The 12,451-nt window shown below is 60.6% G+C and carries 8 protein-coding genes and 1 pseudogene; 6 read left to right on the top strand and 3 right to left on the bottom strand.

What is annotated here, in order from left to right:
• Window positions 1-554: alpha/beta hydrolase (locus WFM46_RS19930; RefSeq protein ID WP_336998338.1), on the top strand; the 554-nt coding region annotated here is incomplete at its 5' end.
• Between the two features lie 103 nt (window positions 555-657).
• Here WFM46_RS19930 and aldA read toward each other — a convergent pair.
• Both aldA and WFM46_RS19920 read right to left on the bottom strand, forming a co-directional pair.
• The gene (aldA, locus tag WFM46_RS19925) at window positions 658-2,097 is read right to left on the bottom strand and encodes an aldehyde dehydrogenase (RefSeq protein ID WP_336998337.1); all 1,440 of its coding nucleotides are present in this window, start codon (window positions 2,095-2,097) and stop codon (window positions 658-660) included.
• Window positions 2,098-2,294: 197 nt separating this feature from the next.
• On the bottom strand, window positions 2,295-3,098 hold the full coding sequence (locus WFM46_RS19920) for a YdcF family protein (RefSeq protein WP_336998336.1): 804 nt from the start codon (window positions 3,096-3,098) through the stop codon (window positions 2,295-2,297).
• A 195-nt stretch (window positions 3,099-3,293) separates the two neighbouring features.
• On the opposite strand from WFM46_RS19920, the gene WFM46_RS19915 reads away from it, so the two are divergent.
• The 4 genes from WFM46_RS19915 (at window position 3,294) to WFM46_RS19900 (ending at window position 8,181) form a co-directional block, all read left to right on the top strand.
• On the top strand, window positions 3,294-4,940 hold the full coding sequence (locus WFM46_RS19915; RefSeq protein ID WP_336998339.1) for an MFS transporter: 1,647 nt from the start codon (window positions 3,294-3,296) through the stop codon (window positions 4,938-4,940).
• Between the two features lie 43 nt (window positions 4,941-4,983).
• Entirely contained in the window at window positions 4,984-6,063 is a 1,080-nt protein-coding gene (locus tag WFM46_RS19910; protein WP_336998335.1) for an HlyD family secretion protein, read from the top strand.
• Window positions 6,060-7,439, top strand: a complete 1,380-nt coding sequence (locus WFM46_RS19905) for an efflux transporter outer membrane subunit (protein ID WP_336998334.1) — start codon at window positions 6,060-6,062, stop codon at window positions 7,437-7,439. Before WFM46_RS19910 ends, WFM46_RS19905 begins: the two co-directional genes overlap by 4 nt.
• Before the next feature lie 82 nt (window positions 7,440-7,521).
• Window positions 7,522-8,181 (top strand): O-methyltransferase, encoded by a 660-nt coding sequence (locus tag WFM46_RS19900; RefSeq protein ID WP_336998333.1) that lies wholly within the window; start codon window positions 7,522-7,524, stop codon window positions 8,179-8,181.
• Between the two features lie 91 nt (window positions 8,182-8,272).
• Here the strand turns inward: WFM46_RS19900 and hrpA are convergent, their stop codons facing one another.
• Window positions 8,273-12,175 carry an ATP-dependent RNA helicase HrpA gene (hrpA, locus tag WFM46_RS19895; RefSeq protein ID WP_336998332.1) on the bottom strand — a complete coding sequence of 1,301 codons (3,903 nt, stop codon included), beginning with the start codon at window positions 12,173-12,175 and terminating at the stop codon, window positions 8,273-8,275.
• A 202-nt stretch (window positions 12,176-12,377) separates the two neighbouring features.
• On the opposite strand from hrpA, the pseudogene WFM46_RS19890 reads away from it, so the two are divergent.
• Window positions 12,378-12,451, top strand: a pseudogene (locus WFM46_RS19890) (FMN-dependent NADH-azoreductase); the annotation flags it as partial.

Below are 12,451 nucleotides of genomic sequence, written 5' to 3'. Positions count from 1 at the left end.
CCGACGCGCCGCTGGCCGACATCCAGCGCGCCATGCGAGTGATCCGCGCCAGTGCCGGGGAGTGGCAGCTGGATCCGGCGCGGATTGGAGTGCTGGGCTTCTCGGCGGGCGGTCACGTGGCGGCGAGCCTCGGCACCCGCCATGACGAAACGGTATACGCCCCGCTCGACGCCGCCGACGCGCTATCCGCCCGTCCGGCTTTTATGGCGCTGGTCTATCCGGTGATCACCATGCAGGGCGAACACTACCACCCGGGCTCGCGCCTTGAGCTGATGGGTGACAACCCTGGCGAAGAGCTGATCCGCCGCTATTCGCTGGAAGCGCGCGTGACCCGCGATGCCCCGCCGACCTTCCTGCTGCATGCCGCCGACGACCCGGCGGTGAAGGTCGAGAACAGCCTGGCGATGTTTACCGCCCTGCGCCGCGTTGGGGTGCCGGTTGAGATGCATCTGTTCGAGCGCGGGAAACATGGATTCGGCATCCGCGATGCCCAGGGGCTGCCGGTGGCCCTCTGGCCGGAGCTGATGATGAACTGGATTGCGACGAAGGTGTAAGCCTGGGGTGCCGGGTAGCGGCTTCGCCTTACCCGGCCTGCATGTATGATGCCGTTTACCGGTTTTGTAGGCCGGGTAAGCGCAGCGCCACCCGGCGTGTTTATCACGACTGCAAATAGACCACCTGGGTCTGCAAATACTCGTGCAGACCGTGTTTGCCATCCGCTCCGCCGATCCCCGATTTACGCCATCCCGCGTGGAAGCCCTGCATCGCTTCAAAGTTCTCGCGGTTGATGTAGGTTTCACCGAACTTCAGCCCTTTAATGGCCTTCATCGCCACGTTCAGATCCCGGGTATAAATCGAGGATGTCAGACCATAATCGCTGTCGTTGGCCATCTTCAGCGCCTCCTCCAGGGTGTCAAATACCACCACCGGCAGCACCGGTCCGAAGGTCTCTTCGTGCATGATGCTCATCTCCTGACGCACGTCCAGCAGCAGCGTTGGCGGATAGAAGTAGCCCTTCCCTTCCACCGCTTTGCCGCCCAGCACCACTTTCGCTCCCTGCTCTACCGCCAGCGCCACCTTCTGCTCAACACGCGCCAGCGCCGCGGCGTTGATAAGCGGGCCCATGGCGATGTCGTTACGCTCGGCCGGGTTGCCAAACTGCACCGCTTTCATCGCTTCGCCCAGACGGTTTGCAAAGCGGTCGTAGATCCCCTTCTGCACATAGACGCGCTCGGCGCAGTTACAGACCTGCCCGGTGTTGATCACCCGCGAGTCGACAATCGCCTTCACCGCCAGCTCCAGATCTGCGTCGTCCATCACGATAGCCGGGGCTTTACCGCCCAGCTCGAGGCACACTTTGGTGATGTTCTTCGCGGCGGCGGCCATGATCTTCTCGCCTGCGGCCACGCTGCCGGTCATGCTGACCATCGCCACTTTCGGGTTGCCCGCCAGCTCCTGGCCAACGGTTTCCCCGCGACCCAGCACCAGGTTAAAGACCCCTTTCGGCAGGCCGATCTCGTCGACGATTTTGGCAAAGGCGATGGCGTTATTTGGAGTGAATTCGCTCGGCTTAATCACGATGGTGTTGCCGGTCAGCAGCGCAGGCGCCAGCTTGCGGGCAATCAGGAAGAAGGGGAAGTTCCACGGCAGGATGCCGGTGGTGACCCCCAGGGCGCGTTTGAACAGCAGGATGTTTTCGCCCGGACGATCGCTCTGGATAATTTCGCCCTCGTAGCGGCGGGCCCATTCCGCCATGTAGTCGAGATAGTCGGCGGTGAAGGAAACCTCAACCTCCGCGAGCTGCTGGATCTTACCGCCTTCAGCAACAATCAGGGCGCTAATCTCACTGGCGCGCTCGCGAATGCCTGCCGCGATTTTACGCAGCCAGCCTGCGCGCTGGATGGCAGGCAGCGCCTCCCAGGCCTCCTGGGCGCGTTCGGCTGCGTCTATCGCCTTACGGGCATCTTCGGCACTGCCGTCGGGAATACGGGAAATGACCTCTTCGGTGGCCGGATTGATGACATCAATCCAGGCATCATCCTGCCAGGCTACAAACTGTCCATCGATATACATAGGATGTTGTACGGGTACTGTCATGACTCGCTCCTGTAATTACACTGTTTTTAACAAGTAAAATTATTGTTAAAAACTACAGTTCCCGATCCTCAATCCCAGCGTATCGCGCTGTTTTTGTGAGATATCTCATAAAAGAAACGGGTCAGCAGGCGTAATCCGTTACATCACGACAACATCAGGTTGCCCGTTTGCGATAAGTTTCACGCAAACGGGCAAGGTTACAGCAGGGAGCGGCTCGCCAGCGCCTCGGTGAGAACGGCGTCATGACGCAGGATCTGCCAGGCCGCCTCCACCTCGGACGGAATATCCACATGAACGATAAAATCGCGGCCAAGCGGACCGTAGCCATTGATGTCATCCCGCAGGCGCGGCAGCTCGCCCAGCACCAGCGACAGATAGCGCTCGACGGGCCACAGCCCTTCGCCGCCGCCGCGGAACACCAGGCCCTCATCACTGTTTTGCAGCTGCGGCACAATGCCGGGATGGCTGGTCCACGACGGGGCATCTGGCTTATCGCGCCAGACGCGGGCAAAGGTCGCCATGGTCCGCCGCTGCATGGTCGGGTCCTGCACCACAATCCCGCGCGTCACCCTTAACTGATGATGGAGGATCGTCGCGGCGCTGAAGCGGGCATTTTCACCGCAGTTGGTGGATTGATCTTCCACCAGCAGACGCTCCGGCGGAACAGACCAGAACTCCCGGGCGATCTCCGCCAGAATGGTGGCCTCGGCTTTGCCGGTGGTGCGCACCCTGTTATAGCGCGGATGTTGCGCGATGGCGGCGTATAAGAAGGTGGTGGAATGGCCTATTCCGCCGCTGATCAGCAGCGGCACGGCAAGCTCCGACGCCAGGCGGCAGGCCGCGTCAATGGCGGGGATCACCGCATTACCGGCCAGCACCACCAGATCGGCCTGTAGCGCGGGCGGATTGTAAGGCAAATTATCTTCGGCCAGCCAGGCGCCGACGGTATTGACCGCAGACAGGGTTTTCTCCGGCAGGGATGGGAAGCGTGTGAGAGTCATCGTTACCTCCTTCCAGCAATGACGTTCAGAATAACGCGCGGGCCGTCGCTTAACAGAGGATCTCTCTGAAATATTTTAGTTCACATTTGCTTAACTCCTCATGATCATATTCACTTGAAACAGACATTGCGTGAGACGTAGAATCATTAGCCCTCTAACTATTCATTAAGACAACAGGTATTTACCGCTATGCGTCTGCCCCAACGCAACCCCTATGCTCCTCGCGAGTGGCAGCCTAACGAAAAGCCGATGCTGTTAGGCTCCCCCTCCACGCCGGTGCACAGTACGCCAAAACGTATCGCCTACGGCGTGGTGGGATTACTGGTCTGTCTGACCGGTGCGCTGGGCAATGCGATGGTGGCCGCCAACCTGCAAAATTTGCAGGGCACCTTTGCCGCCTGGTCCACCGAGATCGCCTGGCTGCCCGCGGTGTACGTGATGACCAACGTGTCGATAAACCTGCTGCTGGTGAAGTTTCGCCAGCAGTTCGGCCTGCGCGCCTTTACCGAAGGGTTCCTGGTGCTCTATGTGCTGGTGACCTTCTTTCACCTCTTCGTCAACGATCTCAGCTCGGCCCTGATGGTGCGCGCCGCCCACGGCATGGTGGCCGCGGCGCTCAGCTCGCTCGGGATCTACTATCAGATCCAGGCCTGGCCGGCGAAGCACCGCCTGAAGGCCCTGACCATTGGTATCACTGGTTCCTCGCTGGCGATCCCCATTGCGCGGCTCTTCTCCACCGAGCTGCTGCAGCTGGACGAGTGGCGCGGGCTCTACCTCTTTGAGCTGGGTCTGGCGCTGATCTCGCTGGGCTGCGTCATCGCCCTTAAGCTGCCTCCCGGCGACCGGCGCAAGGTGTTCGAGAAGAAAGATTTCATCACCTTTATCCTGCTGGCTCCGGGGATGGCGCTGCTCTGCGCGGTGCTCTCCCTTGGGCGGCTGGAGTGGTGGTATGAAACGCCGTGGATCGGCTGGGCGCTGGCGGGTTCGCTGGTGCTGATTGTCTCGGCTATCGTCTTTGAGCATAACCGCAGCAACCCGCTGCTGAACACCCGCTGGCTCTCCAGCGGCAGCATCGTGCGCCTGGGGCTGATTATGCTGCTGATCCGCATCGTGCTGGCGGAGCAGAACACCGGGGTAATCGGCTGGTTACAATATGTTGGCCTGCAAAACGAGCAGATGACCCACCTGGCCTGGGCGATTTTTGCCGGCATCCTCTGCGGCATCGCCGCCAGCTGCCTGACCATCAAACCGACAAAGCTCGCCTGGCCGATTGTCACCTCGCTGGTGCTGATGATTATCGCCTCGCTGCTCGACAGCCAGTCCAGCAGCCTCACCCGCCCGGATCAGCTGATGTTAAGCCAGTTCCTGCTGGGTTTCGGCAGCGCCTTCTTCCTTGCCCCGGCGATGCTGGCCGGGATTGGCGGGGTGATTGCCGATCCGCGCAACCTGGTCAGTTTTTCGGTGCTGTTCGGCATGAGCCAGAACATTGGCGGCCTGCTGGGTTCCGCCATTCTCGGCACCTTTCAGACCTGGCGTGAGAAGTATCACTCCAGCCTGCTGGCCGAACAGCTCACCAGCCTCAATCCACTGGTGAACGAGCGCCTGCAGATCTACAGCCAGATGTACCGGAGCCTGATTGGCGACAGCGCCCAGCTGAGCGTGCAGTCCGCGCTCCAGCTCCAGAACGCCAGCACGCTACAGGCAAATATTCTCGCTTACAACGATACTTACCTGCTGACGGCAGGTATCGCCAGCGCCACGCTGGTGTGGATCCTGTGGCGTTTGCTGCGGCTTCGTATCACGGCCCGTCTGGCGCTGAGAAAGGCCACCGGCAGTAAATAATGGTTTATACAATAATGATGATTGTGCGTTTCCAGGAGTGGTTATGAGTCAGCAGGATGCCGCTAAAGAGCAGGCCAGTACCCGTAATAATCTGCGCGTGGTGTCAGTGTTCGCCGCTGCCGCCATCAGCATTGTTGGCGTGTTGGTGATCCTCTACGCCTGGCAGATACCGCCGTTTACCCGCCATACCCAGTTTACCGATAACGCCTACGTGCGCGGCCAGACCACCTTTATCAGCCCGCAGGTGAACGGCTACATCACCGAGGTCAGGGTGCAGGATTTTGAGCGCGTCAGGAAGGGCGACCTGCTGCTGCAGATTGACGATCGCATCTACCGCCAGCGGGTACACCAGGCTGAGGCCCAACTGGCGATGAAAATAGCCGCGCTGAACAATAACCTGCAACAGCGCAAAAGCGCCGAGGCGGTGATCCAGCGTAACGAAGCGGCGCTGAAAAACGCCCGGGCCCAGAGCCAGAAGACCCAGGCCGACTTGAAGCGGGTGAAGGACTTAACCGCCGACGGCTCGCTCTCCATTCGTGAGCGGGATGCGGCGCTGGCGAGTGCCGCCCAGGGCAGCGCCGACATCGACCAGGCGAAGGCCACGCTGGAGATGTCGCGCCAGGATCTGCAAACCGCCATCGTTAACCGCGCCGCGCTGGAGGCCGACGTCGAAAACGCGAAGGCGGCCCTCGAGCTGGCGCAGATCGACCTGCAAAATACCCGTATCGTGGCGCCGCGCGACGGCCAGCTCGGGCAAATTGCGGTGCGTTTAGGCGCCTATGTGACCGCCGGAACCCACCTCACTACCCTGGTGCCGCCGCAGCACTGGGTGATCGCCAATATCAAAGAGACCCAGCTGGCAAATCTGCGCGTTGGCCAGCCGGTGAAATTCACCGTCGATGCCCTGAACGACAAAGCCTATGAAGGCCGGGTGCAGAGCATCTCCCCCGCCACCGGGGTGGAGTTCAGCGCCATTACGCCGGATAACGCCACCGGGAACTTCGTCAAGATTGCCCAGCGTATTCCGGTGCGTATTGAAGTATTAGGCAAGCCGGAGGAGTCGGCCCTGCTGCGTCCTGGCATGTCGGTGCAGGTGACCATTGATACCCGGGAGGCAGAATGATCCGCCGCCCGCTAACCGCCCTGCTGATTGCCGCCGCCCTGAGCGCCTGCCAGTCGGTGGATGTTGAGCCAGCGAAGCCGACGCTACAGATCCCCGCCCAGTGGCGCGCCAGCACCGGCCCTGCCAGCCCGGCTGAGCAGATGTGGTGGCGCAATTTTCACGACAATCATCTCAACGCTTACGTTGACCAGGCCCTGCGTAACAACAGTGACGTGCTGATTGCCCGGGAGCGAATCAACGAGTACCAGGCGCGGGTCTACGCCAGCGAAGGCAATCTGTTTCCGACCCTGGATGCCGATCTCAATGCGGGTCGCGCCCGTTCTCAGTCGGCGGCAACCGGTCTGCCCACCTATGGGGCGCTCTACAAAGGCAGCCTGACTGCCAGCTACGACGTGGACATCTGGGGGGCGAACCGCCGCACCACCGATGCCGCCCGGGCGAGCCTCGAGGCGCAAAAGGCGGCGGCCGCCGCGGCCGATCTGACGGTGGCCTCCTCGGTGGCCTCGGGGTATGTCACCCTGCTGGCGCTGGACGAGCAACTTAAGGTCACGCAGTCGACCCTCAAAGCGCGGGAAGAGGCCTTTAACCTGGCACAGCGGCAGTATCAGACCGGCTACAGTTCGCGCCTGGAGCTGATGCAGTCCGACTCCGAGCTGCGCTCGACGCGGGCGCAGATCCCGCAGGTGCAGAACCAGATTGCCCGTCAGGAGAATGCGCTCAGCCTGCTGCTGGGGGGTAATCCGGGGCGTATCGCCCGCAGTGACGATTTCGATGCCCTGACGCCGCTGCGTATCCCGTCGCAACTGCCCTCATCGCTGCTTAATCGCCGCCCGGATATTGTGCAGGCGGAACGCCAGCTCATTGCCGCCGATGCCTCGCTTGCGGCTTCGCGCGCCAGTCTGCTGCCATCGATCAACCTGACCGCGAGCGGATCGATCCAGGATCGCACCCTGCCCGGCCTGCTGGACAACCCGCTGGAGCTGTGGAGCATCGGCGGCAGTATTCTGGCCCCGCTGCTGAACCGTCAGGCGCTGAACGCCCAGGTGGATATCGGCCAGTCGCAGCGCAACCAGGCGCTCTACAGCTATGAAAAAACCGTGCGCAATGCCTTTAAAGAGGTGAACGATAGCCTGGATGCCATCGCCCGCTATGGCGAGCAACTGACCGAACTGGTGGCGCAGCAGGCGGTGGCCCAGGAGACGCTGCGCATCGCCCAGAATCGCTACCGCAACGGCTATTCATCCTATCTGGACGTGCTCGACGCCCAGCGCACGCTGTTCTCGGTGCAGACCAGCGTAGTGCAGGCGAAAAATAACCTGCTGCTGGCGCAGATCGATCTGTATAAGGCGTTGGGAGGCGGCTGGTCGGCATCGTAAACGCCGGGCGGCGCCCTACAGGTTTCGTAGGCCCGTGCAAGCGTAGCGCCGCCGGGCAATATACTCACTAAGGGGTCAATCTATGCAACAGCTGTGGTCTGACGTAGATAATTTCATGATTTCCGAGCTTATTCCTCAGGATGAGGTGCTGCAAAAGGTCCTTGAAAATAACCAGCGCGCTGGGTTACCAGCCCACGACGTCGCCGCCAATCAGGGGCAGTTACTGGCGCTGTTTGTCCGCATGACCCAGGCAAGGCGCATTCTGGAGATTGGCACCCTGGGAGCCTACAGCAGTATCTGGATGGCGCGCGCCCTGCCCGCGGATGGCAAGCTGATCACGCTGGAGGCCGACCCGGTTCACGCTCAGGTCGCCCGACAGAACATTCATCTGGCGGGACTGGAGCAGCGTATTGAGCTGATCGAAGGTCCGGCCCTGCTCTCCCTTGAGCGCTTCGATGCGATCCCGCCTTTTGATCTGATCTTTATCGATGCCGATAAACCGAATAACCCGGGCTATCTGGAGTGGGCGCTGCATTACTCCCGGCCGGGGACGGTGATCATCGGCGATAACGTGGTGCGGGACGGAGAAGTGGTTAACGGCCAGAGCGACGACGCCCGGGTACACGGGGTGCGGCGGTTTATTGAGATGATCGGCGATAATCCGCGCCTGACCGCCACCGCGTTACAGACGGTGGGTGTGAAAGGATGGGATGGGTTTACGCTGGCGATGGTGAACGGTTAAAGAAATGCCCGGTGGCGCTACGCTTACCGGGCCTACAACAACTTCATGGCAGGATTGTAGGCCGGGCAAGCGCATGCGCCGCCCGGCGATGTTAAGCCGAGATCTGCTCCATCGCCTGCAAAATCCGCTTATCGGAGATGGGGTATGGCGTCCCCAGCTGCTGGGCAAAGAAGCTGACGCGCAGCTCTTCAATCATCCAGCGGATCTCCTGTACATCTTCATCATCGCGGCGCGCCGGTGGCAGCTTGTTCAGCCACTGCTGCCAGCGCTGCTGCACCGCTTCCACCTTCAACATCTGCGCCCGGTCGCGGTGCGGGTCGATCGCCATCTTCTCCAGACGTTTTTCAATCGCCTGCAAATAGCGCAGCGTATCGCCTAAACGCTTGTACCCGTTGCCGGTCACAAACCCGCGATAGACCAGCCCCGCCATCTGCGCTTTTACGTCCGAGAGCCCCAGCGCCATGGTCATATCCACCCGCCCTTTCAGGCGCTTGTTGATATTGAACACCGCAGTCAGGATCTGTTCGACCTGCTTCGCAATGTTGACCACCGTCTCGTTGAGCTCGGCGCGTACCTTATCGTGCAGCTTCGCAAAGCCCTCTTCCGTCCAGACCGGGCCACCCGCGGCATGGATCAACTGATCCACGCCGCAGGAGATGCAGTCGTCAATCAGATCCAGCACCTTGCCGTACGGGTTAAAGTAGAGCCCCAGCTTGGCCTTGTTCGGCAGCTTCTCGTGCAGATATTTGATCGGCGACGGGATGTTCAACAGCAACAGGCGGCGCAACCCGCGCCACATCGCCTGCTGCTGCTCCTGCGGATTATCAAATAGCTTGATCGCCACGCTGTCGCGTTCGTCCACCAGCGCGGGCCAGGCTTTCACCTTGTAGTTGCCGCGCTTCTGCTCGTAGCTTTCCGGCAGCTGACCAAAGCTCCAGATATGCAGCCCGCTCTGTTCGATACCGTCGTCGGCCACGGCAGAGAGGGTCTCCTGCACCTTGCCTTTTAAGGCCTCTTTCAGCTCGGTCAGGGAGCGACCTTCCTGCAACTTTCTGTTTTTATCATCCACTACCCGGAAGCTGATTTTCAGGTGATCGGGCACCTGATCCCAGTGCCACTCTTCCCGGTCGATGGTGACGCCCGTCATCCGACGCAGCTCGCGCTCCAGCGAATCCAGCAGCGGCAGCTCCAGCGGCGTGGCGCGGCCTAAAAACGCCTCGGCGTAGTTCGGCGCAGGCACAAAGTTGCGGCGCACCGGTTTTGGCAGCGATTTAATCAGGGCGATAACCAGCTCGCGGCGCAGGCCGGGGATCTGCCACTCGAATCCGCTCTCCTCCACCTGGTTGAGCAGCGGCAGCGGGATGTGAACGGTCACGCCGTCGGCATCGGTGCCCGGTTCAAACTGGTAGCTCAGGCGCAGCTTGAGGTTGCCCTGGTGCCAGAAGTTCGGGTAGTCGAGCTTGCTGACCTGTTCCGCCCCCTCTTTGATCAACATGCTCTTTTCAAAGTTGAGCAGATCCGGGGTCTCGCGGCTGACCTTTTTCCACCAGCTGTCAAAGTGGCGGGCAGAAATCACGTCGTGACTGATGCGTTGGTCGTAAAATTCAAACAGCGTCTCGTCGTCCACCAGGATGTCGCGGCGACGGGTTTTATGCTCCAGCTCTTCCACTTCGCTGCGCAGTTTAAGGTTTTCCCGGAAGAAGGCGTGGCGCGTCTGCCAGTCGCCCTCCACCAGCGCGTGGCGGATAAACAGTTCGCGGCTGAGCGCAGGGTCGATCTGGCTGTAGTTGACCTTACGCGCCGCCACCACCGGCAGACCGTAGACGGTGACCTTCTCGGTCGCCATCACCGCCCCCTGCGCCCGCTCCCAGTGCGGTTCACTGTATGAGCGCTTCAGCAGGTGCTGCGCCACCGGTTCGACCCACTCCGGATCGATACGCGCGGCAATGCGGCCCCACAGACGGCTGGTCTCCACCAGCTCGGCCACCATCGTCCACTTCGGCGGCTTTTTGAACAGGCCAGAGCCGGGGAAGATGGCGAAGCGGGCGTTACGCGCCCCGGTAAACTCCTGCTTATCGGCATCCTTCATGCCGATATGCGACAGCAGACCGGTCAGCAGCGCGATATGAATTTCGCGGTACTCCGCCGGCTCGCTGTTGACCGGAATGCCCAGCTCTTTCACCACCTGGCGCAGCTGGGTGTAGATATCCTGCCACTCGCGCACCCGCAGGTAGTTAAGGAAATCGACCCGGCACTGACGGCGGAACTGGTTTGAGGACAGCGCTTTCTGCTGCTCGCCGATGTAATTCCACAGGTTTACAAAGGCAAGGAAGTCGGACTCTTTATCGTGGAAGCGGCGGTGCTTCTCGTCGGAGGCCTGCTGTTTGTCCATCGGACGCTCGCGCGGATCCTGGATGGAGAGCGCCGAGGTGATGATCATCGCCTCGCGCACGCAGCCATGTTTTTGCGCCTCCAGCACCATCCGCGCCAGGCGCGGGTCAACAGGCAGCTGGCTGAGCTGGCGGCCCATGGGGGTCAGCTTGTAGACCGTGGCCTGCTCGTCGGTGGTGATTGCCCCCAGCTCCTCCAGCAGACGCACGCCGTCCTGGATGTTGCGCTTGTCCGGCGCTTCCACAAACGGGAAGGCGGCGATATCGCCCAGCCCGAGGGCAGTCATCTGCAGAATAACCGACGCCAGGTTGGTACGCAGAATTTCCGGGTCGGTAAACTCCGGGCGCGACAGGAAATCGTCTTCCGAATAGAGACGGATACAGATCCCTTCCGAGACACGTCCGCAGCGGCCCTTACGCTGGTTGGCGGAGGCCTGAGACACCGGCTCGATCGGCAGTCGCTGCACCTTGGTGCGGTAGCTGTAGCGGCTGATACGCGCCGTGCCGGGGTCGATAACATATTTAATGCCCGGCACGGTAAGGGACGTTTCCGCCACGTTGGTCGCCAGCACGATCCGGCGGCCGCTGTGGGCCTGGAAGACCCGGTTCTGCTCGCTGTTGGAGAGACGTGCATACAGCGGCAGGATCTCGGTATGGCGCAGGTCGCGTTTGCTCAGCGCGTCGGCGGTGTCGCGGATTTCGCGCTCGCCGCTCATAAAGATCAGGATATCGCCCGGGCTTTCATTTCCCAGCTCATCCACCGCATCGAAAATGGCCTGGAGCTGATCGCGCTCGGTGTCGTCGGCGTCTTCCACCATCGGACGGTAGCGGACCTCAACCGGATAGGTGCGCCCCGAGACTTCGATAATCGGCGCATTGTTGAAATGACGCGAAAAACGTTCAGGGTCGATGGTGGCCGAGGTGATGATCACTTTCAGATCCGGGCGACGCGGCAGCAGCTCCCGCAGGTAGCCCAGCAGGAAGTCGATGTTCAGGCTACGCTCGTGCGCTTCATCGATGATGATGGTGTCATACTGCATCAGCAGCCGGTCCTGCTGGATCTCCGCCAGCAGAATACCGTCGGTCATCAGCTTGACCATGGTGTTGTCGCTGACGTGATCGCTGAAGCGCACCTTATAGCCGATGCAGCCACCCGGCTCGGTTTGCAGCTCTTCGGCAATACGGTTCGCCACCGTTCGCGCCGCCAGACGACGCGGCTGGGTGTGGCCGATCAGGCCCTTGATCCCGCGCCCCAGCTCCATACAAATTTTTGGCAGCTGGGTGGTTTTGCCGGAGCCGGTCTCCCCCGCCACAATCACCACCTGGTGATCGCGCACGGCTTCGAGGATCGCCTGTTTTTTCTGGCTGACGGGCAGGTTTTCCGGATAGGTAATGGCCGGGCGCGCGGCTTCGCGCAGCACAACCTTACCCGCCGCCTGTTCAATCTCTTTCGCCATCTCCTGGAAAATGGCCTGTTGTGCATCAGGATTTTTAACCTTCTTTACCCCATGCAGGCGGCGGGCAAAGCGCTGTTTGTCACGCAACATCAGCGGATCTAACTGTTGCATAAGCATCGGGAAGGTTAATTTCTGTTGTTCTGTCATAGCGTTAACGGGCAGTGCACTGCCGGATAAAATCTCTTTGTAATGATTGCTATAGAGTACCACATCGCGGGTTTTTGCGCCTTATTCAAAAAATTCGAACATAGACTTCGATATATTGCGCTATCCCTGCGACAGGATTGTGAATAGAGTGTCAGCAAGCAACGGGGCAACCCCCTCATCAAATACAACAAAGGAATCACCCATGAGCAAAGTATTAGTTCTTAAATCCAGTATTCTGGCAGGGTACTCTCAGTCTGGTCAGCTGTCTGATTATTT

It is taken from the genome of Leclercia sp. M50 (assembly GCF_037150775.1).
GTDB lineage: Bacteria > Pseudomonadota > Gammaproteobacteria > Enterobacterales > Enterobacteriaceae > Enterobacter.
The sequence above is the reverse complement of the archived record's forward strand: the minus strand, read 5'-3'. Positions and strand labels throughout refer to the sequence as shown.

What these genes read in the sequence shown, in the direction of transcription:
- WFM46_RS19920 (WP_336998336.1), bottom strand. Translation starts at nt 3,098, where the DNA reads ATGACTCTCACACGCTTCCCATCCCTGCCGGAGAAAACCCTGTCTGCG.
- hrpA (WP_336998332.1), bottom strand. Translation starts at nt 12,175, where the DNA reads ATGACAGAACAACAGAAATTAACCTTCCCGATGCTTATGCAACAGTTA.
- aldA (WP_336998337.1), bottom strand. Translation starts at nt 2,097, where the DNA reads ATGACAGTACCCGTACAACATCCTATGTATATCGATGGACAGTTTGTA.
- WFM46_RS19910 (WP_336998335.1), top strand. Translation starts at nt 4,984, where the DNA reads ATGAGTCAGCAGGATGCCGCTAAAGAGCAGGCCAGTACCCGTAATAAT.
- WFM46_RS19905 (WP_336998334.1), top strand. Translation starts at nt 6,060, where the DNA reads ATGATCCGCCGCCCGCTAACCGCCCTGCTGATTGCCGCCGCCCTGAGC.
- WFM46_RS19900 (WP_336998333.1), top strand. Translation starts at nt 7,522, where the DNA reads ATGCAACAGCTGTGGTCTGACGTAGATAATTTCATGATTTCCGAGCTT.